This is a genomic window from Bacillus sp. FJAT-22090 (assembly GCF_001278755.1).
Classification (GTDB): Bacteria; Bacillota; Bacilli; order Bacillales_A; family Planococcaceae; genus Psychrobacillus.
This window is the reverse complement of record NZ_CP012601.1, coordinates 1,400,371-1,426,284: the sequence shown is the minus strand read 5'-3', so window position 1 is coordinate 1,426,284 and position 25,914 is coordinate 1,400,371. Positions and strand designations below refer to the sequence as shown.

The 25,914-nt window shown below is 34.4% G+C and carries 22 protein-coding genes; 14 read left to right on the top strand and 8 right to left on the bottom strand.

What is annotated here, in order from left to right; translation table 11 throughout:
- Position 1: 1 nt before the first annotated feature.
- Positions 2 to 1,078, top strand: coding sequence for an undecaprenyldiphospho-muramoylpentapeptide beta-N-acetylglucosaminyltransferase (locus AM499_RS07540; RefSeq protein WP_053589625.1), 1,077 nt, complete (start codon positions 2 to 4; stop codon positions 1,076 to 1,078).
- A gap of 80 nt (positions 1,079 to 1,158) precedes the next feature.
- Here AM499_RS07540 and AM499_RS07535 read toward each other — a convergent pair whose 3' ends face one another.
- Positions 1,159 to 1,704, bottom strand: coding sequence for a GNAT family N-acetyltransferase (locus AM499_RS07535; RefSeq protein WP_053589624.1), 546 nt, complete (start codon positions 1,702 to 1,704; stop codon positions 1,159 to 1,161).
- A 357-nt stretch (positions 1,705 to 2,061) separates the two neighbouring features.
- Between AM499_RS07535 and AM499_RS07530 the strand changes: the two genes are divergently transcribed.
- From AM499_RS07530 to AM499_RS07495, 8 genes are all read left to right on the top strand, one after another.
- The gene (locus AM499_RS07530) at positions 2,062 to 3,717 is read left to right on the top strand and encodes a diguanylate cyclase domain-containing protein (RefSeq protein WP_053589623.1); all 1,656 of its coding nucleotides are present in this window, start codon (positions 2,062 to 2,064) and stop codon (positions 3,715 to 3,717) included.
- A 34-nt stretch (positions 3,718 to 3,751) separates the two neighbouring features.
- Positions 3,752 to 4,423 (top strand): response regulator transcription factor, encoded by a 672-nt coding sequence (locus tag AM499_RS07525; protein ID WP_053589622.1) that lies wholly within the window; start codon positions 3,752 to 3,754, stop codon positions 4,421 to 4,423.
- Entirely contained in the window at positions 4,420 to 5,790 is a 1,371-nt protein-coding gene (locus AM499_RS07520; protein WP_053589621.1) for a sensor histidine kinase, read from the top strand. Before AM499_RS07525 ends, AM499_RS07520 begins: the two co-directional genes overlap by 4 nt.
- Positions 5,791 to 6,062: 272 nt before the next feature.
- Positions 6,063 to 8,867 carry a 2-oxoglutarate dehydrogenase E1 component gene (locus AM499_RS07515; RefSeq protein WP_053589620.1) on the top strand — a complete coding sequence of 935 codons (2,805 nt, stop codon included), beginning with the start codon at positions 6,063 to 6,065 and terminating at the stop codon, positions 8,865 to 8,867.
- Positions 8,868 to 8,897: 30 nt separating this feature from the next.
- On the top strand, positions 8,898 to 10,142 hold the full coding sequence (gene odhB, locus AM499_RS07510) for a 2-oxoglutarate dehydrogenase complex dihydrolipoyllysine-residue succinyltransferase (protein ID WP_053589619.1): 1,245 nt from the start codon (positions 8,898 to 8,900) through the stop codon (positions 10,140 to 10,142).
- An 881-nt stretch (positions 10,143 to 11,023) separates the two neighbouring features.
- Positions 11,024 to 11,221, top strand: coding sequence for a DUF6501 family protein (locus AM499_RS07505; RefSeq protein WP_053589618.1), 198 nt, complete (start codon positions 11,024 to 11,026; stop codon positions 11,219 to 11,221).
- An 87-nt stretch (positions 11,222 to 11,308) separates the two neighbouring features.
- A complete protein-coding gene (locus AM499_RS07500; protein WP_053589617.1) occupies positions 11,309 to 12,172 on the top strand; it encodes an AAA family ATPase in 864 nt (287 codons plus the stop codon).
- A 9-nt stretch (positions 12,173 to 12,181) separates the two neighbouring features.
- The gene (locus AM499_RS07495; protein WP_053589616.1) at positions 12,182 to 14,065 is read left to right on the top strand and encodes a vWA domain-containing protein; all 1,884 of its coding nucleotides are present in this window, start codon (positions 12,182 to 12,184) and stop codon (positions 14,063 to 14,065) included.
- A gap of 51 nt (positions 14,066 to 14,116) precedes the next feature.
- On the opposite strand, the gene AM499_RS07490 is transcribed toward AM499_RS07495, so the two are convergent.
- From AM499_RS07490 to AM499_RS07480, 3 genes are all read right to left on the bottom strand, one after another.
- Positions 14,117 to 15,301 carry a toxic anion resistance protein gene (locus tag AM499_RS07490; RefSeq protein WP_053589615.1) on the bottom strand — a complete coding sequence of 395 codons (1,185 nt, stop codon included), beginning with the start codon at positions 15,299 to 15,301 and terminating at the stop codon, positions 14,117 to 14,119.
- Positions 15,273 to 15,950, bottom strand: coding sequence for a 5-bromo-4-chloroindolyl phosphate hydrolysis family protein (locus AM499_RS07485; RefSeq protein WP_053589614.1), 678 nt, complete (start codon positions 15,948 to 15,950; stop codon positions 15,273 to 15,275). Before AM499_RS07485 ends, AM499_RS07490 begins: the two co-directional genes overlap by 29 nt.
- A 79-nt stretch (positions 15,951 to 16,029) precedes the next feature.
- Positions 16,030 to 16,311 (bottom strand): acylphosphatase, encoded by a 282-nt coding sequence (locus AM499_RS07480; protein WP_053589613.1) that lies wholly within the window; start codon positions 16,309 to 16,311, stop codon positions 16,030 to 16,032.
- 161 nt (positions 16,312 to 16,472) lie between these two features.
- Between AM499_RS07480 and AM499_RS07475 the strand changes: the two genes are divergently transcribed.
- From AM499_RS07475 to AM499_RS07465, 3 genes are all read left to right on the top strand, one after another.
- A complete protein-coding gene (locus tag AM499_RS07475; RefSeq protein ID WP_053589612.1) occupies positions 16,473 to 16,751 on the top strand; it encodes a DUF1033 family protein in 279 nt (92 codons plus the stop codon).
- Positions 16,752 to 16,942: 191 nt separating this feature from the next.
- Complete coding sequence (locus AM499_RS07470) at positions 16,943 to 17,143, top strand: cold-shock protein (protein ID WP_053589611.1); 201 nt, start codon at positions 16,943 to 16,945, stop codon at positions 17,141 to 17,143.
- 134 nt (positions 17,144 to 17,277) lie between these two features.
- Positions 17,278 to 18,102 carry an STAS domain-containing protein gene (locus AM499_RS07465; protein WP_156316769.1) on the top strand — a complete coding sequence of 275 codons (825 nt, stop codon included), beginning with the start codon at positions 17,278 to 17,280 and terminating at the stop codon, positions 18,100 to 18,102.
- 47 nt (positions 18,103 to 18,149) lie between these two features.
- Here the strand turns inward: AM499_RS07465 and AM499_RS07460 are convergent, their stop codons facing one another.
- Positions 18,150 to 18,788, bottom strand: a complete 639-nt coding sequence (locus tag AM499_RS07460; RefSeq protein WP_053589609.1) for a hypothetical protein — start codon at positions 18,786 to 18,788, stop codon at positions 18,150 to 18,152.
- 100 nt (positions 18,789 to 18,888) lie between these two features.
- Here AM499_RS07460 and AM499_RS07455 point away from each other — a divergent pair, with 100 nt between their 5' ends.
- Both AM499_RS07455 and AM499_RS07450 read left to right on the top strand, forming a co-directional pair.
- A complete protein-coding gene (locus tag AM499_RS07455; protein ID WP_053589608.1) occupies positions 18,889 to 19,371 on the top strand; it encodes a YkvA family protein in 483 nt (160 codons plus the stop codon).
- Between the two features lie 130 nt (positions 19,372 to 19,501).
- Positions 19,502 to 20,767, top strand: coding sequence for an S-adenosylmethionine decarboxylase related protein (locus AM499_RS07450; RefSeq protein ID WP_053589607.1), 1,266 nt, complete (start codon positions 19,502 to 19,504; stop codon positions 20,765 to 20,767).
- Between the two features lie 57 nt (positions 20,768 to 20,824).
- Here the strand turns inward: AM499_RS07450 and AM499_RS07445 are convergent, their stop codons facing one another.
- The 3 genes from AM499_RS07445 to AM499_RS07435 form a co-directional block, all read right to left on the bottom strand.
- Positions 20,825 to 22,420 carry an ABC-F family ATP-binding cassette domain-containing protein gene (locus AM499_RS07445; RefSeq protein ID WP_053589606.1) on the bottom strand — a complete coding sequence of 532 codons (1,596 nt, stop codon included), beginning with the start codon at positions 22,418 to 22,420 and terminating at the stop codon, positions 20,825 to 20,827.
- 592 nt (positions 22,421 to 23,012) lie between these two features.
- On the bottom strand, positions 23,013 to 23,726 hold the full coding sequence (locus AM499_RS07440; RefSeq protein WP_053589605.1) for a collagen-like domain-containing protein: 714 nt from the start codon (positions 23,724 to 23,726) through the stop codon (positions 23,013 to 23,015).
- Positions 23,727 to 23,784: 58 nt separating this feature from the next.
- Positions 23,785 to 25,824, bottom strand: coding sequence for a PKD domain-containing protein (locus tag AM499_RS07435; RefSeq protein WP_053589604.1), 2,040 nt, complete (start codon positions 25,822 to 25,824; stop codon positions 23,785 to 23,787).
- Positions 25,825 to 25,914: the final 90 nt, after the last annotated feature.

Here is a 25,914-nt window from a genome sequence, read left to right as displayed (position 1 = left end):
AATGAATAATAACACAATTGTATTAACAGGTGGAGGTACTGCAGGGCATGTTTCATTAAATGAAGCAATTATTCCCGAATTAATAGATAAAGGCTATGAACTTCATTATATAGGTTCTTCAGATGGAATAGAGAAATCGATTATCACAAAAAGTTTCCCATCGTTACCGTATCAAGCAATTTCAAATGGCAAACTAAGAAGATACTTTTCCATTAAAAATTTTTCCGATCCATTTAAGGTCCTTTATGGAACACTTCAAGCGACAAGAATCATTAGAAAAGTCAAACCATCACTCATCTTTTCTAAAGGGGGATTTGTTTCTGTTCCTGTCGTAATTGCTGCAAAATTCGCTAATATACCAGTAGTTATTCATGAATCGGATATAACACCTGGACTTGCAAATAAAATTGCTAGCTCCTTCGCAAAACACATATTTACTACTTTTGAAGAAACATTGAAATACCTTCCTGCAGAAAAGTCATCGTCTATCGGAGCGATTATTCGTCCAGATTTGTTTAATGGCGATGAATTAATAGCAGAGCAGCTGACTGGGTTTAAAGCAAACAAAGAGACTATTATTATAATGGGTGGTAGCCAGGGAGCAGCTAAAATAAACGAAGCCATTTACGACAACTTAGATGAGTTAACGAAAAAATATCAAATCATACATCTTTGTGGTAAAGGTAACTTAAATGCATCACTAACAGGAAAACCAAATTATATTGCATTCGAATATGTCACAACTGAGCTCCCTCATTTATTAAAGATTTCAGATTATGTTATTACGCGAGCAGGATCAAATTCTATATTTGAATTTTTAGCTTTAAAAAAACCAATGCTTTTAATTCCTTTATCGATTCATGCAAGTAGGGGAGATCAATTACTAAATGCGAACTATTTTGAGAATCAAGGATTCGGAATTGTATTAGAAGAGGAAAACTTAACACAACAATCATTTCTAGAATCGATTACAAAGCTAGTTAACGCTAAGGAAACAATTATAAATAAACAAAAAGCTGCAAATTCTCCTAAAACTCCAAGCCAATTTGTTGAAATTCTTTTATCGCATAAAAAATAAAAATAAAGAACTCCCGTCAAATAGCTATTTGACGGGAGTTCTTTATATGAATTAACCGTACATACTTCTGTTTTCTATTATTACATTGCTTGTTCTTCCTCTGTACTTTGTTGTAACATTACTAGATGGAACAAGTCTTTTGGAATATAGTAAAGATCATAAATATCTGACTGGCTATTAATTGCCTCATAAATTTTAGAATGGGTTGTATTTGCTTTAAGAACGTAAGGAAGTTTCTCGGTAGCTCGAATACTTTTGACATTGCTTCTTCGAATACGAAGAAAGATTGTATGAATATCTGTTTCGAAAAACATTTCATTTAAAAACTGTTCTTTTGCTTTTTTATTGTAACCTAGTCCTTGGAATGGTTTTCCGATCCAGGTACCGAGGAATCCAGCTCCGTCTTCTATATCAAATAAGTTTATAGTTCCTATCGGTTGACCATAATCACTGATAATGGTTCTAGAAATCGATAAACCTTTCTCTTCTTCTTCCATTAACTGCTTTGTCATGAACCAATATTCGTCTGCTGAACTAGCTTTTTGACGAACATAAGCAAGAACGCTAGGGTCAGACATTAGTTCGTAAAGCGCAGTGCATTCATGTAAATCACGTTTTCTAATCAAAATAAGTGCCCCCTTAAAGAACCAAAATGAGCATAATCATCCTAGGTTCCCTGAAATTTTTCATTTTAAAATGCATAAAAAATTTCGGGGTAGGAATCGAACCTACTAGGACCAGCTCAAAACTGGTGGCGCACCATTTGCCTTCCCTCGACAAAGCGAACTTTGTCTTATAAAATTATTTGCTTTTATAATATACTAATTTTTTTTCCTTTTGCATAGAGAAATGTCTCTAATAATATGTTAATTTTTTGTGAAGGATATATCCATAAAAATTGTTAAAATACTTGTAACTTTATCGTTAAATAAATATGATTAAAGGATATGAGAATCAATGCCGATAGGAGATTTTTTGAAATAATGACTGAAGCAGTTATAACTCCAAAACAATTTAGTTTACTATATGATTTGTCAGATGATTATGTCTTTCTTATGCGGAAATTAGACGATACTTTTATATATGAATGTATTAATAAAAAAGCAGAAGAAGTTTTTTTTGAAAATCCTATTGGAAAAAAATTAGAAGATTGTTTAGAAGAATATCATTATATGACAATAGTCAACAATTATAAACGAGCTTTCTTGGAAAAGAAGTCTATTTTTTATCAAGATCATTTTTCGATTTCCAATTTAACGCATGTTAATGAAACTACAGCTATCCCTATTTTTGATGGAGAAAACCAATATATTCTCGCCATTACAAAAAAAGTAGCACGATCTAAGGAAATGCAAGCTTCTACCTATATTTTGGAAAGCTATAAAAAAGGAATCAATGAAGCTGCCTTAGTAGCAATGACCAATGAAAATGGCATAATTGAAATGGTCAATCAAGTTTTTGAAAATACTTGCCAGTTTAAACAAAATGAAATTGTTGGAAAAACATTCCGATTGATAAACTCAAACTTCCATGATGAAAATTTCTTTAGACAAATGTGGAGCACAGTTAAAGATGGTAGTATTTGGCGGGGTGAGATTCGTAATCGGACCAAGTCAGGTTCTTTTTATTGGGTAGATGCAAATGTAATACCCATCATGAACGAACATGGTGAAATTGAAAAGTATTTAACAATTCAATTTGATATTACTGAAAAGAAAAGAATTATAGATGAGCTTCGAAACATAGAGCGAACATTTACTCTAATAACAGAATATTCAAATGACCTCATAGCTATTACAGATGAAGAAGGTTATTTACTATATTCTTCTCCTAGTCATGAAACTATTCTTCAATATGATAAAGAGGAGCTCCTTGGGACTTATTATCTTAGTTTAATATCAGAAGACAGAGTAGAGGCAGGACATCTATTGCCCTCTATTGATGAAAATAGTATTTATCGAACAGAACTTTTAATGAAGAAGAAGAATGGGAATACTATCTGGGCAGATACTTCAATTACTGAAGTAAAAAGGAACAGAGATGAAGAAGACGAGAAATGGTTTGTTGTAGTTTCAAGAGAAATTACGGAAAAAAGAGAATTAGAAGATAAGTTAAAGTTTATGGCCTATCATGATAGTTTAACTGAGCTTCCAAATCGCCGATCGTTTCACCGAGATTTACCAATAGCTATCGACTCTCTAAACGGCGACAATAATATAGCATTGATATATATTGATGGGGATGACTTTAAATCTGTAAATGATCAATTTGGGCATGATGTTGGAGACCAATTTTTAATACGTTTTGCTGAAAAGCTTCAACATTGCGTTAATGGCCAGTTCAATTGCTATAGGCTTGGCGGAGACGAATTCGTTATAATAGTAGATAAAGTAGACGATTATAAAGATGGCAGTAGTGAAAAAATTTTAAAATTGATATACGCTATCCAAGGTACGTTAGAAATTGGTTGGATGATAGGAGATCATCTATTTACCCCAACATCATCTATTGGAATATCCATTTATCCACACGATGGGAAAAGCGTTGACGAGTTATTAGATAAAGCAGATCAAGCATTATACGCTGCTAAAAAACTTGGTAAAAATAACTTTCTTTATACGAATGCCGTTCAAAATTAATTTGAACGGCTATTTTAAAAGGTAGGGTTAAAATATGGAATTTCATCTATTAATAATAGAAGACGAAGTGAATATAGCTAAATTTGTTGAATTGGAATTAAAGCATGAGGGCTTTAAAGTTACCGTTTGTCATGATGGTAGAGAGGGTATGGAGCTTGCAATTTCAAACCAATATGATTTGCTGTTAGTTGATTTGATGCTACCAAGTTTAAATGGTCTTGAAATATGTAGAAGAGTTAGAAAACAAAAAAATACACCAATAATTCTTATTACTGCACGAGATGCAATAATTGATCGTGTTTCTGGGTTGGAGGCTGGTGCTGACGATTACGTTGTTAAACCCTTTGCGATAGAGGAGTTACTCGCAAGAATTCGTGCGGTATTGAGAAGGGTTGCTAATTACACGGAACCCTCTTCAAAGCTAGAAATGGATAAGTTGGTTGTTGATAAGAATGCGCATCAAGTTTTCTATGAAGAAATAGAGGTAGAACTCACTAAGACAGAATATGATATGTTGGTTTATCTATTGGAAAATGAAAATAAGGTTTTAACGAGAGATGCAATATTACAAACAGTATGGGGGTATGACACAGAGGTTGAAACTAACGTGGTTGATGTATACATAAGGCATTTAAGAAAGAAGCTGCCTGCTGTTTCTCATATGATTGAAACAGTCAGAGGGGTAGGGTATGTGATGAGAAAATGAAAAATTGGACCCTTCAAAAAAAATGGACTTTTAGTTCAGCTATTTCTATCTTCTTGAGCTTTCTTACGATGTGTGTCATTTTATATTTTTCTCTTTATAATTGGATGCTTATTTCAGAAAAGAAAATAGCACAAAACACCTTAAATGAGGTTGTTCTCTTCATAGAATCAAAAGGGCCTTTTCTAACGATTCAGGATATTAGTAGAAATCGAACACTGTTAAATCAAATTGTGAACCAAAAACAATCTGTTCGTATAATGAACAAAGATGGTATAGAATTGTTACGTATTAATGATGCAAGTGATTTTCCGGAATTCACGTACAATATGGAAGATTTTCAACGCGAAGTAGTAAATGATCAAATTGTTTTCCATAAAATAGAGACACTGAACTTCGGAACATTTTCGGGTTATGTAGAAATTTCTCATGACCTTGAGAATTTTTCTCAGCTTATGAACTATATTTTAATTGCGATGCTAATTTTTGCTGTTATTTCACTTTTATTATCTGCACTAATTGGTTATTCAATTTCTTCTATTTTATTAAAACCTATTAAAGAGTTAAGAAATGAAATGCAAAGAGCAAAACAGCACAAATTTTTAAAAGAAGTAAGTTTTAATTATTCAACAAATGATGAAATTGGTGAACTTCTACTTATTTACAAACAACTAATGAATGAAGTTTCAGAAACGATTAAAAGGCAAGATGAGTTTATTTATAATGTTTCTCATGAACTTAGAACTCCAATACAAGTTGTGGAAGGACACTTGTCCCTTTTAAATCGTTGGGGAAAGGAAGAACAAGAAGTATTAGAAGAATCGTTATCAATTTCTCTTGTTGAAATTCAAAAAATGAAAAAGCTCATGGAAGAAATGTTGAAGCTTGCAAGAAGAGAGAATTCAAAAGAAATGTCTTTAACAAATATATTGGAAGTTATTTGCCAATTACAAAATGAATATAAGCTTGTACATCCAAATGTCCGTATACAAGTAGAAATTGATTCAACCTATGTAGCTACAATTGAACAAACTGCTTTACTGCAAATTTTAAGGAACTTAATGGATAATTCAATTAAGTACAATGAGCATGATCCAATTATAAAAATCAAAGGTTATAAAGATGGGTTGTATACAATCCTTACAGTCCAAGATAATGGAATAGGAATTCCAGAAGAACAAGTTTCAAAAATCTTTGATCGATTTTACATTGTGGATGAAGCAAGGACAAAATCAAAGGGTGGTTCTGGTCTTGGTTTAAGTATTGTAAAAATGTTAATGCTTGAATATGGAGGGAAGATTGAAGTAGAAAGTACGACTGGAAAAGGAACAATTTTTCGTCTGTTTTTTCCTAATATTTCAATTAAATAAGTGAAAATAAAATGAGCGATAAAAAATAATTTTAAATTCAAATTAATTTGTGAAAAAGGATTGTATTTTTTTCAGATAGTAGTAAGATGGTAATGGAAAAATCGTTCTTTCAAAAGGTTCTTTATGTCATTGCGAAAGAATGGTAAACTGTAAATGTGCACAAATTGTGTATGTATTTATAAGTTTATATTAATTTTTAGTGTGTAATTATATATTTATAATCATTTTTATCATCAGCCATAATAGGCACAAAATGTTGGAGGTTTTTCTAAATGTCGAACAATAAAACACCTTGGTCAGCTTTTTCTGGTCCTAACCTTGGTTATGTAATGGAGCAGTACGATTTATATCTACAATCTCCAGAAGAAGTAGATAATGAATTAGTGAATCTATTTAAACAATACGGAGCTCCTTCTTTAGCTTCATCCTCAGAATCAAATATTCAGGCTTCAAATCTTGCAGTATCTCCGAATAATTTTGATAAAATTATTCGTGCTATTCAACTTGCAGATGCAATTCGTTCACATGGACACTTAGCTGCTAATGTATACCCACTAAATGATGGTCCTAAAAACGAATCCAAAATTGATATAAAAACATACAATCTATCGGAACAAGATTTGATTGAAATCCCAGTAGAATTACTTATTACTAATCCACCAGAAAACGTTAAAAATGGTTTACAAGCTATTGAGCACTTAAAATCAGTATACACAAATAATATTGCTTTTGAATTTGCTCATATTGTAAATTCTGACGAACGTTTATGGTTACAAGAACGAATTGAAAAGGGTGCTATAAAAGGGAACCTTTCAGCAGATGATAAAAAAGAATTATTGAAACGTTTAACTCAAATAGAAGGTTTTGAAAAATTTATTCACCGTACTTTTGTTGGGGCAAAACGATTTTCAGTAGAAGGTCTAGACACATTGGTTGTTCTTATTGAAGAATTAATACGTCAATCAGACGCTACAAATACGAAACAAGTAAATATCGGAATGGCTCACCGTGGACGATTAAATGTGTTAACTCACGTTTTAAATAAGCCGTATGAAATGATGTTCGCTGAATTTGCACATGTACCAAGTGACTCATTCCTACCAAAGGATGGTTCTTTAGAAATTTCTAAAGGGTGGTATGGTGATGTTAAATACCATAATGGTGCCTCTTATCATTCTAAATCTGGTCTAACTGTTAAGTTAGCGTATAATCCATCCCATTTAGAAGTGGTAAGCCCAATTGTCACTGGGCAAACTCGTGCTGCTCAAGAGACTACAAATTCTTCAGGATATCCAGTGCAAGATAAAAATGCAGCATTCGCTATATTAATTCATGGGGATGCGGCTTTTCCTGGTCAAGGAATTGTGACTGAAGTATTAAATTATAGTCGAGTTCGTGGCTTCCAAACGGGTGGATCTATTCACATTATTGCTAATAACATGATAGGGTTTACTACGGAACATTACGATTCTCGTTCCACTAACTATTCTTCAGATCCAGCTAAAGGTTACGAAGTGCCTGTTATTCATGTAAATGCTGATGATCCAGAAGCGGTTATAGCTGTAGCAAAATTTGCTTATGATTACCGTAAACAGTTTGGAAAAGATATTGTAATTGATTTGCTTGGATACCGTCGTTATGGTCATAACGAAATGGATGAACCACTTGTAACTAATCCAGCAATGTACCATATTATTCACAAGCATCCAACAGTTCGTGAAATTTATGGGAAACAATTAGTAGAGGAAAATTTAATACAGGATACAGATGTTAAATCATTAGATCAAGATGTTTTCAGCGGTATGCAAAAGGCATATGATCGTGTGAAAGAACTTCCACAATCAACAGCACATGATATTATTATTCCGGAAGCTGTATTAAATGGCATGCCTGAAATTCAAACTGGGGTACCAGAAAGTCAATTAGCAAAAATTAATGAAGAGTTATTAACTTGGCCAAAAGAATTTACTGCATTTAAAAAACTAGAGAAAATATTAAAACGTCGTGAGGAACCATTTAAAGGAAAAGGTAAAGTAGACTGGGGACATGCAGAAACATTGGCATTCGCTACTATTTTACAAGAAGGAAATTCTATTCGATTAACTGGACAAGATGCACAACGTGGGACTTTCTCTCATAGACATTTAGTTCTTCATGATGAAAAAACAGGTGAAGAGCTAACACCAATTCACAGTATTAGTGATTCAAAAGCATCATTCGTTGTTCACAATAGTCCATTAACTGAGGCTGCAATACTCGGTTATGAGTTTGGATATAACCTGGAAGATAGTAATTCCTTATCCATTTGGGAAGCGCAATATGGTGATTTTGCAAATATGGCACAAGTTATGTTTGATAACTTCATCAGTTCAGCGCGTTCTAAATGGGGATTAAAATCAGGGCTAGTTATGTTACTTCCTCATGGGTCTGAGGGCCAAGGTGCTGAACATTCTAGTGCTCGATTAGAACGTTACTTGCAGCTTGCTGCAGAAAACAACTGGACAGTAGCTAATCTATCAAGTGCGGCAAACTATTTCCATATTTTACGCAGACAAGCTAAAATGTTAAAAGAAGAAGCAATTCGTCCATTAATCATTGTTTCTCCGAAATCTCTTTTACGCCATCCTTTAGTAGGGGCAGATGTAGCAGAGTTAACTACTGGTCAATTTGAAACAGTTATCGAACAACCAGGTCTTGGGCAAAATACGAAAAAAGTTGAAAAAATCGTTTTCGCTAGTGGAAAATTGGCAATTGATTTGGCTGATAAAGTAAAAGATGGAAAAGGATATGATTATTTGCATATTGTTCGTATTGAACAAATATATCCATTCCCAGCTGAAAAAATTCAAGCCATTATCGAGCGCTATCCTAACGTAAAACAACTAGTATGGGCACAAGAAGAAACAGAAAATATGGGTTCTTGGAATTTTGCTCTGCCATATTTACTAGATCTAGCTAAAGGAAAAGATATTTCGTACGTTGGGCGGGTTCATCGCTCAAGCCCAGCAGAAGGTGATATTGATACTTATAAGTTAGAACAATCACGCATTATTGAAGAATCATTAAAAAGCAATTAAGGTAAGGTTAGATAAGAGGAGGAAATTAAAGTGGCAGAAATTATTGTTCCAGAATTAGCAGAATCGATTACAGAAGGTACTATTGCACAGTGGTTAAAACAACCTGGTGATACAATTGAAAAAGGTGAGTTTATCGTTGAGCTTGAAACTGATAAAGTTAACGTTGAAGTAATTTCAGAAGAAGCTGGCGTTGTTAGTGAATTATTGTTTGCAGAAGGCGATACAGTACAAGTTGGGCAAGTAATTGCTATTGTAGGAGCTGGTTCAGGCTCTGAAGCTCCAGCAGCACCAACACCAAGTGCTGAAACCAAAGCGTCAGAAGCTCCTGCTTCTACACCATCTGAAGCGCCAAAAACAGCAGAAGTTGTTGAAAACAATAATGAACAAGACCGTACTATTGCTAGTCCGGCTGCACGTAAACTTGCTCGTGAAAAAGGTATTAACTTAAGTGAAATTTCTCCGGTAGACCCTATGGGACGCGTACGTGTTCAAGATGTTGCAGCACATGGTTCTGCTCCTGCAAAAGCAGCAACACCTGCTCCAACGCCGGCAAAAGTAGCTGGACAAGAAGATGATGGTCGTTTTACACGCGAGAAAATGTCTCGCCGTCGTCAAACAATCGCTTCTCGTTTATTGGAAGTTAGACAAAGCACTGCGATGTTAACTACTTTCAATGAAATTGATATGACTAACGTGATGGCTTTACGTTCTCGCAAAAAAGATAAATTCTTTGAAGAAAACGATGTTCGTCTTGGATTTATGTCATTCTTTACAAAAGCTGTAGTAGCAGCACTTAAAAAATATCCTTATGTGAATTCTCAAATTGATGGGGATTATATTGTAAAAAACAATTTCTATGACATTGGTATCGCAGTTTCTACGGAAGGCGGTTTAGTTGTTCCAATCGTACGTGATGCAGATCGTAAAAACTTTGCTGAGATTGAGGGTAATATTGGAGAACTTGCTAAAAAAGCTCGTGATAACAAATTAGCACTTTCTGATATGTCAGGTGGTTCATTTACAATTACAAACGGTGGAGTATTTGGTTCATTATTATCAACTCCTATTCTTAATGGTACACAAGTAGGTATCCTAGGAATGCATACAATTCAAAAACGACCAATCGCTGTTGGTGATGAAATTCAAATTCGCCCAATGATGTATGTGGCACTGTCGTATGACCACCGAGTAATCGATGGAAAAGATTCCGTTGGATTCTTAAAAACAGTAAAAGAGCTTCTAGAAAACCCAGAAGACTTAATGTTAAATTCTTAATTAGTAATCAAATGCAGACTCTCATTTTAGAGGGTCTGCATTTTTTTGCGCGAATATTCGAGTGTAGGGGTCAGTGAAAATTCTATTTTATAGGTAGAGGGAAAGACTCATGAGGGCACTGAAAAAGTCTATAGAATTTGACTTTACTAAATCATCGTCTTATATATAAGAAAATCGTTGAAACGGCTCCCTTTCCGCGGGCGTTGCCTTAGCCTCCTAGGCCAACACGATGTTGGTCATGCAATCGTTGCCGCAAAAGTTCTTTTGCGACGAGCTTTGCGCAGGAGCAGGATGCGGCGAACTTAGATTGCATTCCCCTCAACTGCGGGGTCTGCGGCTAACGCTATTCCCGCAGGAGTGTCGCCTTTATCAACGATTTTCTATAAACACTAATTGTAAAAATATAAGGAATAAAAACTTGCTCTATTAATGGCATGATGGTTTTCTAATTGAAAAGCGGATAATAGTTGAGTGGAGTGGAAGGCGGCGACTCCAGCCGGAATCGCATGAGCTGAAGACCTTGGACTGAGTGAGCGAGGGAAGCGGCTGAAGCCATGCCGGCGGAACGCGTCCGCCTGGAACGGAAATTAACGCGTCCAAAATAAAAATCCAGTATGTAAACAACTTATCGTTCACATACTGTTATGAAATCTCATAGAGGACTTTTTCAGTGCTCTCCGACTCATCCTGCGAAGGCTTATGTGTAGCGAGTGGCTATAACATATCTGTGTTATACGCGTAAAGTAATGTTGTTGTAGAATTTGTCTTTGAATAGCGTATCGATCAAGAACAAGTACAGACTAGGTTACTTTTTTATGTATTACTTTCGTTTGAAATCTTCTGTGCACCATCGTATACTATAATATAAAGGAAGTGGTTATATGATACATACTAATTGGGCAACAAAGCCAACACTTAAGACGGTAAAATGTGTTCATACAGATGCAAAAAAATTCTTAGTGAGTAACGTTCTTACTGTTGGAAACACATATGAAGTCAAAAATGAAACAGAAGAATTTCTATTTGTCATTGACAATACAGGAAAAGTTGGCGGCTATTATAAAGAATATTTTCAATAAGTGAAAATAATTATGTTAAATGTATGTAGGAGTCTGACAAAAAAGCCGGTGGAAACATCGGCTTTTTTTACATAAGGAGAATTAGAAATGATTAATGTCATCGAACAAGAAAGACAGAATAGATTGCAGAGAACCCATAATAATGGAGACAAGCAATTAATCGGTGAAGGTGGCTATATGTCACCAAATGAACATTTGCTAGAAGATGTATTACTAGCTGTGACATTAAAAAAGCCGGTATTACTAAAAGGTCCTACTGGTGCAGGAAAGACCAAATTGGCTGAAACAATATCTGCATTTTTTCAACAGCCAGTGCAAAGCATTAATTGTTCAGTTGATTTAGATGCGGAAGCATTACTTGGATTTAAAACGATTGTTTTAAAAGAAGGACTTAACTCGATTGAATTTGTGGAAGGGCCAGTTCTCGAAGCAATGAAAAAAGGACATATATTATATATTGATGAAATCAACATGGCAAAATCCGAAACTTTACCTATACTACATAGTGTATTAGATTACAGACGAATGTTAACCAATCCGTTTACTGGAGAAGTCATAAAAGCACACCCTGATTTTTCGGTTATTGCTGCAATCAATGAAGGGTATATAGGTACTACACCAATGAATGAGGCATTAAAGAATCGATTTGTATCCTATTCTATTCCCTATATCTCAGGAGAACTTCTTGAAAAACTATGGATGGATCTTTTTCCAAATTCATCTAAAGAATTGCATGTTTTAATGTTAAATTTAGCAGAAGATCTGATGAATCAAGTGAAACAAGGGTTATTATCAGAAGAGGCGGCTTCGATTAGAAGTATGCAATATGCTATGGAACTAGCTGAATATATTGATCCAATGAGGGCAATCACCTATGCAATTGCAGAAAAATTAGAGGACGATCAAGAGAAAAAGCTTGTAATAGAACTAGCTTCTTCTTGGATGAAGTGAGGGATTTAGATGCCTTCTATAGATCGTTTTATACAATTTAATAATGAAACTATTGATGCAAGGCAGTTAATGCATTATGAAAATGTCGCCAAGGCTTTAACTTCAAATTCAATGTTAATGGTTAAAGAACGTAAGTTAATGGAATTTCAACCAGAAGAGCAGTCTTTGTCAATAAGTGTGTTTTGGAGACATCGTGAAGAAAGCCTAATGAATGCTGGTAGGATGTCTGATATCTATTTACTTGCTGAGGGATTTTGGAAAGATTTCAACCTCGATATATGGAGAGATTACAAAGAAAATCAGCCAGTAACATTTTCAAAATGGATGGATCAATTAGTGTTTTGTTTAGAAGAATTTCGCTTAATCGAAAAAATCCAGAAAAAAAGAGTTGGAACGATTAAAGTATTTGAGAAAAGAATTCAAATGTACTTGTCATTTCATAAACAACAACTAGTTGTAAATAGTCAAAAAGGCTTTTTAGCTGATGCTTTTATTAGTTACTTATATGTTTGTCTTTACGAAGGTACTATGCGTGTAACAGGGCCTGAATTATTTCATAAAGCAAATAGTATTATTCAGAAAGCATATGAAAATAGCCATACACAATCTTCCATTAGTATGGTATATGAATTTTTTTATCTATTTATGGATGATTTAAAAGAAGATACAATTCATGAATATTATTCGATTATTTCAAGTTCCAATTTACGAGAATCTGATTTTCATTACCATAAAGGTGTGAAGAATTCTGAAACAGGGGAAGAGGAATCGAAAGAAACGATTGAAGAGGTATTTAGAAGTTGGCACCGAGAAAATGAAGATGAAAAAGGACTTCATTTACAATTTGAATTGGAACATGGAAGAGATGGGAAAGCTGATCAACGTATAGCCACAGAAGAAGGGCAAGAAGGACATGATATTACAGAAATTGGGAAAGGGCAATCTACTGGTAGCACAGCTGAGCTTATTAGTGACAATCATTCTTTAAAGGGTTCAGATTCTCTAAAAAAAGCGGGTACTGCTTTTGGTAAAGAGAATGTTCATGTAGTGTATGATGAAAAACGAATAATTACAAATTCTATCGCTCAAGATAATAGATTATTGGAAAATTACCGACAAGAACAAGCACCTTATGTAAAAGCATTTGTTGATGAGATGAAAAAGCGGATGGAACAAAAACAAATAGCTAAGCGTGAGAATTTATCAAAAGGTAGGCTTTCATCAAAACTGTCCGTTTTTTGGACAGAAGAACGACCAAAACCATTTTATAAAAAAACTGCACCAAGCACACAATTAAACGCAGTATTCGGCTTGCTAGTAGATGGTTCCGCATCTATGCAAGATAAGCTTGAAGATACGAAAAAGGCAGTACTACTATTTCATGATGTATTAAGGAAACTACAAATTGCACATGAAATTGTACTACATTACGAAGATGCATATGAAGCATCTGAGTCAAAACAGCCGAACACATTTGAATGGATTCATAAATTGGAAGACGGACAACAAGATAATGGATTAGATATTCTTTCCATTAATGCACATGAGGATAATCGCGACGGATTCGCTTTAAGGTGGATGGGTAAAAGACTAGAACATAGACCGGAGCATCATAAATTTTTGCTTATGTTTTCTGATGGAGAACCTTCCGCATTTGGATATGCCCAAAACGGAATAATGGATACAGCAGAAGCAGTAGTAGACCTTGAAAGAAAGAATATAACAGTATTACATTTATTTTTAAATGATGCAGATGCAAGCGAAGAACAATTAGAGCTGTTCCGTTTAATCTTTGGGAAAAAAACTGCAACCGCTTCCTCTTTAGAAAAATTCTCGGAAGAAACTTTAAGAATATTGAAAAAAATACTACATCATGTAGTAAAGAGTTCATAAAAAACCGCCTTTTTTGAAGGCGGTTTTGTTTTGAGTAAAACTCGTTAGTTGTTAATTCTTTTGAGATTGTTCTGCAATTAATAGGAGACGTTGTTTTAATTCTTCCTCCATACGACCGATTTCAATTTCTGCAGCTTTTCGTTTGACTCTACCGTCTGCTTGAATACGAATTGTTTCTTCAATTGTTTGTAAAAGGTTTTCTTGGGTTTTCTTCAATGTATCAATTTCAACTATACCACGTTCATTCTCTTTTGCTGTTTCAATACTATTCACTTTTAGCATCTCTGAATTCTTTAAAAGTAAATCATTTGTAGTTTTTGTCACTTGTTTTTGAGCTTCTACGGCTTTTGCTTGACGATTAAGTGTTAACGAAATCGCAATTTGGTTTTTCCAAAGAGGAATAGACGTCATAATTGACGATTGTATTTTTTCAGCTAACGTTTGATTGGTTTGTTGTATCATACGAATCTGTGGAGCACTCTGAATGGTAATTTGTCTTGATAATTGTAAGTCATATACTCTTTTTTCTAATCGATCTAAAAACTGGGCCATATCGTTAACTTCCTGATAAGCCATTTGATCATTGGAAGCCTCTGCTTTTCTACGGAGTTCTGGAATTGTATTATTAATAATCTCTTCTTTTTTTAATTCCGCTGCAGCAATATATACATTTAATGCTTGGAAGTAGGTTTTATTTTGCTCATAAAGTTTGTCCAGCATATGAACATCTTCTACAAGTCCTCGTTTGGAATGTTCTAACTGTATACCAATTCTATCAATTTGAGTACTTAACTTTTGATATTTTGTCATCATTTCCTGAACAGAGCGATTAACTCGATTAAATAATTTTTTGAGTCCTGATTTCTTTTGTGTAATTAATTCTTCTGGATTTATTTCAGAAAGCTTATTCATTAAATCCCCTAAAATATCTCCTACAGGACCAATATCTTTCTTTTGAACATGATCAAGCATTTGATGGGAAAAACGAGAAAGTTCAGTTTGTGCATTAGCCCCATATGTTAATATTGCCTCATAATTTCCAGCAGGAATTTGATCTGCCAATTGCTTCGCTTTTTGCTTTTCAACTTCAGATAAACGATCAATTAGTTTTGTTGGAGCTTGTTCTCCAGAAGTAGTTGTTACTGGCTGTTCTAGAGGCTTTGCCATTTCAAATGGACTTTCTAATAATTCATCCATTAAGAAATCATTATTTGTATTCGATAGTTTTTCGGTCATTTTCTGATTCTCCTTTTAAATATAAAGGTTGTTCTTTTTTGCCAACAGACAATTTAGCGAAATCCAATTCCATTTTTAAATGTTCAATATCTGTGGCGAGGACATCCTTTAAATCTTCCTCCATTTTAGAATTGATAGCTTGTAAAGTATCTCTCGTATCTTGTAGAGCGATTTTCATGTCATTGTTTTTAATAGGCTGACTTACTAATAACGTGTATTTCGAAGTAAGCTCAACTGCTGAGTCTAAATGTGCATAGAAAAAGTTCTCAGCATGATAAAATTTCTTTGGATTTGCTTTAACCAATGAAATAATTCGTTTTGCAAGGCGAGTCATTTCGAAAAGTTGTTTAAATGAACTTATAGATCTAACCTTTAAGTATAGGCTATTTAATGTACGAATTTTAACATTCGCCTCTTTTAACTGCTTTTGAATATGAAAATATTCCGAAACAGTCAGCTGGTGTTTTTTCATAATTCTTATTTGTTGTAACTTTTTTATACTAAAATTTGATATAAAATAAATTCCAATAGCTAGAGCTGAACTAATAAGAAAACTTGTATCAAATGCAAAAAAGAAAATGAACCAAGAAGTGATCATTATAGGTATATTTAAAAAATGTCGAATGAAAGTTTGGGCAACTTCAGTCATAATTTGTAACCTCCTTATATATACAATACATTATACGAATGGGAGACAAGAAGGTTTCATATAAAGAGTGAAAAGGGAATTATACAATATCTGTTTCCATTGTAGTATATCCAATTAAATCTTCAAAGAACTCAATTTCAAATGAGTTGTTTTTCATAAAAGGAGATACCCCTTTTTGAAAAAATTGAATGAATTCTTCCATACTCTTAGTATTCCCTTCAATGTCTATCATTATGTCTTTCTCGTTATTTTGCTTGCACTGCCCTTTTAGTCCAAGAGATTGAGCTTTTTGTTTAACTAAAAAACGAAAACCCACACCATCTACATCACTACGCATAATAATATGTGCTCGTTTATTCAAAAAAATCTTCCCCTTTGAGATGTATAATAACTTGTACATTTAACTTAACTGAAAATTAAAGGATTTTCAATTTATTAATGTTCTGAATAAGTCATTTGAGTAGACTTTCTTAGAGATAGCAGTAAAATATGAAATAACAATATATGTTAGAAGGCGATTAAATGATTGAAATTATTTATATGAAAGCAGATTACGAACCTTGGTATGAATTTGAAGGTTGGGAAGAGCATATAGTAGAACTGGTTTCATTTAAGGAAGAAAATGAGGCGCTTGAATATTTAAATAAGAAACTGGAGGAATTTAGACGAAACTTCCCTTTTGAAAAAGTAAAAAGAGATAAATATTGGGCATTTTGGTCAGTAAAAGAACAATGTTTTTGTGATTCATGTGACGAGGATCTCCAAATTTACCATGGTATCATTTGGAATGATCTTCGATAAACGATTTTGAATTATAAAATTATTTGTTGACTAAATTTATCCAACTGATATAATTTAAATAACAATTCATAGTGAGAAGCCGGTTTTGAAATTCACATATCCTATGTAGTGATCGATGTGATGTCGGTACTTCATGGAATATGTGAATTTTTGTTTTTCACATATTGATTAATACTTTTGGAGGTAATAGAATGAAACAAGGTACTGTAAAATGGTTCAACGCTGAAAAAGGATTTGGATTTATCGAAGTAGAAGGCGAAAATGATGTATTCGTACACTTTTCAGCTATTCTTGGAGAAGGCTTCAAATCACTTGAAGAAGGTCAAAAAGTAGAATTTGAAGTAGTTGAAGGAAACCGCGGACCTCAAGCTGCAAACGTAACAAAACTATAATAATAGAAGAGAAGCTCATCATTTCGATGGGCTTCTTTTTTTTTGTTAATTTTATTTATAATTTATGTTTAAAGATTGCTTAAATGGGGAAAAGAGAATTCTTGAAAGTATTAATAACTCTGGGGGGAAATGATTTGGAAAAGGTACTTATAGATGAGGATGTAAAAGGGTATTTTAATAAACATAAACAAGATTTTGAAAACCAATTATTGAGTCAAGCTGTAAATGTAAAAGATAAAATAACCGACATCTTAAGGGTTGGTGAAATTGACCTCATTAATAATGCACACAAACTTATTGATTTTATCCTTGATGGCGATAAACAAACAGAACTTAAGCTATTTGCAAAACAAGAAGGAATCGCGTGGGCAACACATTCCTTAACTTTATCTTTTAAACTGGAATGGGTACAGGCAATTCGCAGGACCCTTTGGAGCTTCATGCAGGAACTTAACAAGGAAAAGCAAAAGTTCAATTTAGATTCAATATTCTTATTGGAAAAACAACTCAATAATCAAATTGATGACTTTTTAAATTCATTCTTTATTAACTATTCAACATTTAAGGATGCATTGCTTTTGTCTCAAAGGGAAGTAGTTGAAAACTTATCTGTTCCAATTATTCCAATAACACCAACTATATGTATACTACCTTTAATTGGAACAATGGACTCATTTAGAACGACTATTCTAGAGGAAAAGGTTTTAACAGAGATTAATAAACTTCATATACAAATATTAATTATTGACTTATCAGGCATAGCTGAAATGGAAAACAAAGTTATTGAAAACCTAATGAAAACTATATACGGTACTTCCATGATGGGATGTCGCACAATTATTACTGGCTTGCGTCCAGATGTTGTTAGACAAATGATTAAACTAGGGATTAATTTTGATAAAGAAACAAAGACTTTTGGTACTTTACAACAAGCTTTAAATGAATTCTTAATAAAATAATTGATCACATAGAAGAAGCTAATCTAATTATGATTAGCTTCTTTAAATTATAATAACTTTTCAAATGTAGAAGTGACGATTACTTCTGCTTCATCTGAAACCATAATAAATTCTCTTTTAATTTCTCCATAGTCTTTTACTAAGTACTTTCGAGTAATATTTCCCTGTTCTTCCTTTTTTTCTATTACAATAACATTTTCAAAGGTATGGAATTCTGTTTCTACAGTTTCTAGAGTAGAAATAATTTCCCAATCATTGAATCGTGTACCCACCTCAAGTGGAGCAGCTAAATATATATCAATTACCTGCATAGATTCCAATTCTTTAAAAGAAGGTATAACAGGATCATACGCTTCTCCCATTTCTGAGAGCAGACCGATATTGTCTTTTGTAATCCGGTAAATTCTTTGAACAATGGTACCTCCATTATCTTCATACGTTACGACGTAGTTTTCATATGGATGTTGTGTTTGCAAAGTGTAAGAGGCATATTCATTTCCTTCACCTTTAAAATTTGCAATAGTTTGATCTTCTTGGAAAAATTCAGCTAAGGTTTTATCTTGAATTGTAGTTTCATTTTCTGCACTAGTGGGTGTGTCGTTATTAGGTTCAATGATTTCTTCCTCATTCGCTTGGCAAGCAATAAGAAAAAGAAATGGTATTATTAGAAAAAGAAATCTTTTCATTTTAACCCTCCTATATTTGTTAAAATAGTCGCTTACAAGAGCTGTAATGTTTCAAAATAAATGTTTTTTGGTATAGTAAAATGAGAGAGGGGAGATTCTAATGAGCTTTGAACTAAAAAAAGATATACCAGCTTATGAGGAACAGAAAGATTTTTATGAAAAGTTACGTGTAAAAATGACGGATTTCTTAGAAAGTAAAACAGGAAAAGCGAGTAAATTCGCTCCCTATTTATTATTTGCTCCTGATCTTTTTCATTTATTAGTTAAAGCAATGGTTGATAATCGTATTGATACTAAAAGCAAGACTTTGATTGGTAGTGGAATATTATATTTTATTACTCCAATCGATGTGTTGCCAGAAGGTTTAGTTGGTCCAGGTGGCTTTATTGATGATATTATTGTTGCCACGTTTGTAATTAATATGTTATTAAATAAATTTTCCCCTGACATTATTGAAGAGCATTGGGCAGGGGATCATAAGTTGTTAGATGCTTTAAAGAAAATATCTGAGTCAAGTAATTCGTTGCTCGGTAAGCTTCCTGCAAGATCTTTGCTTAGCAGATTGTTGAAGACTGCAAAATAATCATAATAGAAATGACTTTAAATTTTCTCGTGAATTTAAAGTCGTTTTTTATTTAGGAATCTATAAGTCGTTTGTCTAAACTCTATTAATTTTATCTCATATATTAATAAAAAATATACGAGGTGGTAGAGTGAATGTTAATCATACAGTGATATCAATACTGGGGAGTAGTGGAGGGGTTGCAAAGTCCATACTCTCTGTTTTAAATCAGTCGGTGAGTGATACAGAGGATCCAATTCATTTTCATATAAAGCATAGTAAGATTCATTTAATTGATCAAAAGCAAAGAGAGGAATCCTATTTTACTAATTTGTTTCCTAATTTAATGAACCAATTCGAAATCCATCAATTTGATTTAAATGATATAAATTATTTTAGGAATCATCTCAAACAATCGATGACAACTGTAGTTATAGATGTTTCTCGTGCAGATACTGTTAAAATGCTTAAAATTTGTGATCAATTAGGTATTAAATATGTAAACACAGCACTAGAGAATACAATAATTGATGGAGATGAAGAGCAAGACGAAAGATTTGGGTTAATTGAGCGATTAAAAATTCTAGAAAAGAAGAAAGATTTATTAAATAATTCCACTTCTATAATTGGTTCTGGAATGAATCCGGGAGTAGTGCAATGGATGGCTATTGAGTTACTAAATATGCATGCATCAGAAGGTAAAGCTCTTGGTTGTTATATTGTTGAACATGACAATACATTTTATAAAAACGATAAAATAGCTAAAGAGAATGTCATTTATACTACATGGTCCCCTGAAAGCTTTTTAGATGAGGCTATATTAAACTATCCTATGTTTATGAAGCAACACACTCCCCATTTCTTATATGAAAAGGTTTATAATATTGAATATAAGGTGACGTTAGGGGACAAACAGTTTTATGGATGCTTAATGCCGCATGAGGAAGTACTCACATTAGGTAAGCAATTTGATTTTGAGTGTGGGTTTTTATATAAGGTAAATGACCATACAACCGAGTTAATCCGTTCGAATATAGATGAATTGGATAAGCTTTGGGGTTTGGAAAAGAAAGTAATGGATCCTCTCGAATCGCCTTTAATTGGAGAAGATTTAATTGGCGTGCTTCTTGTTTATGAGGATAAAGAATGTTTTATATACAATATAGGAAATAATAATGAGATTTTAAAAAAATTCAAAACGAATGCAACCTACTTTCAAGTAGCTTGCGGAGTTTATGCATCATTAGCAGTATTGCTTTTAGACCAAATACCCAAAGGTTCGTATTATGTTGATGAGCTATTGTTGAAAACGAGTAATCATTATGGCAAATATCTTTCCTATTATATGACTGATTTTGTAATAGGTGAAAATAATCAATCAGATGGACTTTTACATCAAAGACTAAATAGACCATAGTAATAAAAAAAGGGTATTCTCATTCGATAAGTATCGAATAAGAATACCCTATTATTTTTATTGTTGTTCTTTCCATTCCAAATATTCATCATATGATAACTGCTTATCTAAGATTGAACCGTCTTCTTTAATTTCAATAACACGATTTGCAATCGTTTGAATGAATTGATGGTCATGAGATGTAAATATCATTGCGCCTTTAAATGCTATTAGTCCATTATTTAATGCTTGAATTGATTCGAGATCTAAATGGTTTGTTGGCTCGTCAAGAAGTAGAACATTTGATTCGGATAGCATCATTTTGGATAACATACAGCGAACTTTTTCTCCTCCTGAGAGGACAGATGGTTTTTTCTTCACTTCTTCACCAGAGAATAACATACGTCCTAAAAATCCTCGAAGGAATGTTTCACTTTCGTCCTCTGGAGAGTACTGGCGTAACCAATCTACAAGTGTAGCTTCGCTACCTTCAAAATATTTAGCATTGTCTAGAGGGAAGTATGCACGTGAAGTAGTTACACCCCAACGAATGGAGCCTTCTTGTGGTTCCTCCTCCTCAGCAAGAATTCGAAGTAAAGCAGATTTAGCTAATTCATCACCAATAAGAATAATTTTGTCATCTTTATTCATTGTGAAATTTATTTGAGAAAATAATTTTTCTCCTTCAAATGTGTACCCCAAGTCCTGAACTTGAAGAACATCATTACCGATTTCTCGTTTCATCGCAAAGTTTACATATGGATACTTACGTGAAGAAGGCTTGATATCATCTAGTTCAATTTTATCTAACATTTTTTTACGAGAAGTTGCTTGTTTTGATTTGGAAGCATTTGCACTAAATCGAGCAATAAATGCCTGTAGTTCTTTAATTTTCTCTTCTTTTTTACTATTCTGATCTTGCGACATTTTAAGGGCAAGTTGACTTGACTCATACCAGAAATCATAGTTACCAACATAAACTTGAATTTTACTAAAGTCTAAATCAGCAATATGTGTACATACTTTGTTTAAGAAATGTCGGTCATGGGACACAACAATAACTGTGTTCTCAAAATTAATAAGAAAGTCCTCTAACCACTTTATAGCTTTAATGTCTAAATGGTTAGTTGGCTCATCCAGTAAAAGAACATCTGGCTTACCAAATAATGCTTGAGATAATAACACTTTTACTTTTTCAGAACCAGTTAACTCAGACATTTTCTTTTGATGCATGCTATCTGGAATTCCTAAACCTTGTAAAAGGATAGCTGCTTCGGATTCTGCTTCCCAGCCATTCAAATCAGCAAATTCGCCTTCCAATTCAGCTGCTCGCATGCCATCTTCATCGGAAAAGTCTTCTTTCATGTATATAGCATTTTTTTCATTCATTACTTCATATAAACGTTTATGACCCATTATTACTGTTTCTAAAACAGTATATTCCTCGTACTCAAAGTGATTTTGTTTTAAAATCGCTAGACGTTCATCAGGGTTCATAATTACGTTACCCTCTTGAGGCTCTATTTCCCCAGAGAGAATTTTTATAAATGTTGATTTTCCTGCTCCATTAGCACCGATTAATCCATAACAGTTACCTGGAGTGAATTTTATATTTACGTCTTCAAATAACTTACGGTCACCAAAACGAAGACTAACATTACTTACTGCAATCATACTCGTACCTCCTAAATTCACAATGCTCTTATTATAGCATGAAATAAAAACAAAATAAATAATCCCTACAATTATAGAGTTTCTAGTATTCCATCATACTAATTAGCCGAGTGACTAAGTCATCAGGATTCTGAACGACTTACTGGCGCGAAAGAGAGAGTAGGGGCTTGGGGTACGATTGATCCGGAGATGAAAGGAGAGGGACATATGATAAAAGATACCAAATTCAGCAATCAAGACGTAATCCTGCACAGTTAAAGTGGTAGGGTAGTTAATTAATCAGGTATTACTTTATTGGTTTTACAATACGAAAAAACCATGATTAAAACCAAGATGCGAATGACCTTGGTTTAGCTAGATGGTATAAATGAATAATAGTTGGATGACTTCAACTGATAATACATTCTATAGATCATTTGGACTTCTAATTTATTTGCCTATAGATGAGGTTAAAGAGAAAATCTATGTCGAAGAGGGCAGTTTCCGTAGTATTAGCGGTTACCCAAGAGTCGTTTTAAGCTTCTAATGAATGTATAGATAAAAAGCTACAAATATCGCCTATTAGCTGTAAGTGTAGCTTTTAAATTTTAGTTTATCCAACTTGTATAATTAATAATGTTGCCAATCTATAACTAAAACCTTCCTGTAATTCTGCAACTAGCTTAACAATGTCTCCTTCCAATAAAGAAAATAATTCAGTGGAAGTTAGAGTAGTAGAAGTAGTAGATTGTGTCGTTGATGAGGCTACCTTAACAGCATCATTGATTTTGATTTGAAACTTTGAAGGAATGTTCGTTTCATCATTTGTTTCCAATATTACTTTATAGCTAATTTGATATACCCCAGCTTTTGCCACCGCAAGGCCATCACGTTTTAATTCAACATCTTGTAATGGACCAGCAATGATAAATTTCACATCACCAGATACAAAACTTTCAGATTCGGAATAGGCAAATCCATAAGCTGAATCTAAGGTACCGGCCGGTCCTCGTTCTCCTCTTGGTCCTGGAGGGCCTTGTTCCCCTTTTAATCCTGGAGGACCTTGTTCACCCCTTGGTCCTGGGGGCCCACCACTAGGTCCTGGAGGGCCATCATAGCCTCTTGGTCCTCTTAGTCCTTCTGGTCCTTGTTTACCACGTCCTGTATCTCCTTTTGGTCCTCTTGGTCCTGGAGGGCCTTGTTCCCCTTTTGGCCCTGGGGGACCTTGTTCACCCTTTGGTCCTGGAGGGCCTTGATATCCTCTTGGTCCTCTTGATCCAAGTTCGCATTTACAATACTGCTCGTTGCATTTTGGACATTGATCCATGCGATCTTCTCCTTTCTTTATTAAACTAGTTTAGAATAGCCGAATTTCTCTATTTATACTAATTACGAATATTGAGTGGGACATTATTGAGTGTTCCACCCGAGCTAGATTGAATCGAAATTGCTCTTGTTTCATCAGGTTGTACGGTAGATCCTGCTACTCGATACTCCCATTCTCCAAGCGTATCTACTGGCACTTGTGAGAGTAGACGACCTCCCGACACATTACCGATATAGATGGAAATGATGACTTCAGGACCAGTCACATTCGATGTTCCAGTAATTCGCCATTCAGTATCCCCAGTTCGAAATTCTGCTCGAGTCACAGTAAGGTTTTCGGGGAAGCTTGTTATTTGGATGTCGTCAGACGAAGTGCCTCCAGGACCACTAACGGTTAATCGGAAAGATAGGGTTGTTGATTGTGCAGGAAAGGTAAAGGTAGCTGTTGATGTGTTCGCATTGGTTAACTGAACCGGAAACCCAGAGATTTGTTCCCATTGATAGCTTGTAACACTGCCTGTTGCATTCCCCGCCAACGTTACGACTGATCCTATTGGAACGGTTTGATCAGGTCCTGCAATTGCAATAGGTATTGGTGCAAACTCTATTACTGAAACATTCACTGTGGCTGTGGATGGACCACCTTCACCTTCAACAGTTAATTCAAATACAAGAGTTGTAGTTGAATTAGGTGCTATAAAGGTTGGTGTTGGAGTATTACTTCCTGTTAATGTAATTGGTGTACCTGAAAGCTGAGTCCAACTGAAAGATGTAATAACTCCAGTCGAGTTAGATCCGTTAAGGGTAACCGTAGAACCGAAAATGACTGTTTCATCTTCACCGGCATTGGCTGCTACAGGAATCGGACCATCTGGTGACCCTGTCACAGTTACCGGAATAGAACTTTTTCCTCCTGCAGTTGAGTTAATCCTCACAATGGATGGTGCAAAAGTAAGATTTGTCGTACTATTCCCATCTGATGGAATGATTATTTCACCAAGGCCAAAGTCTGCTATTGATAAAATAGGTGCACCAATTGAATCGCTAGATGTAGCGCTGATAATAAGGTCTTGAGTATCCGTGTCATAGTTTGCTGATGCCGTAATAAAGTCAACTGGGACAAATTCTTTTATACTGTTAGAATTATCACTTAAATTTGTAACTGTAATAGTACTGGGAGGACGTGCCCCCGTATAACGAAGACGAGTAAAATATTGGCCGCCGCTACCTTGTAATAATGTAGAGTTAAAACCAGCTCCAGTAACATTAATAGTTTGAGCAGTAACGTCAGAGGTAGCGAATACATCTAACAATCCGCCTAAACTTTCGTTTTGTGTGTAAGTAGCTCTTGTTACATCAACACCTGAAATTGTTGAGATTTTACCTAATAACGTAAAGTTGTTCGTTTCAATACAGTTATCTCCGTCAATTCCTGGGGTAGTTGAACGATCTGGTGAGCCGATCCCGATTCTGGGACCTTCAATACGAAAATAGTTTTGAGGCTGACCGAATCGATCAGTAAATAAACTTCCGACAATTGGATGTAAAACAGCAGGGTTGCCAATATATCCTTCTGGGGCACTTGGTGCTACCGACGGATCCCATTGTAAGAAAGGGTGCACACGACTATTCAGTGCAAGATGAAACTCGCCGCCGTTTAATCCTCCAATATCTTCAGTAAAATTAATTTCTCCGAAGCCTTCTCCATCTGGTTCAGCGATGAATGTGTCAACTCCATAAGGATGTGTAACCGTATATTCTACATTTGGCTGTAATCCTGCAACACGAATACGTACTCTACCAAACACAACCTGTTCATCGTCTCTAGGAACTTCATTTACGAATGCAGCTTCTAATGCCAAAACGAGCCTAGCTCTTTCACCCGTACCCGTTGTCATTTCAGCTTCGGCCTGCATATAAAAAGCCTCTCCTGGATAATTATTTGGGAAAGAGACTGGTTGTGATGGATCTGGTAAATCAGCAGGAGTGATACCAGAGAATGGATCAGTAGGGTCAACGTTTAGTTGAAGCCGTAAACCATTTTCATCTTTATACCATATAGGAAATCCATCAAAAGCGTTAATCGGTCCAACTTCCATAAAATACCTCCCGAATAATAGTAAATAGCATAATAGATTTAGTATTTAAAGCAAAGAAAGAACTTTTCTATCTTTATATTAGTAGAATAA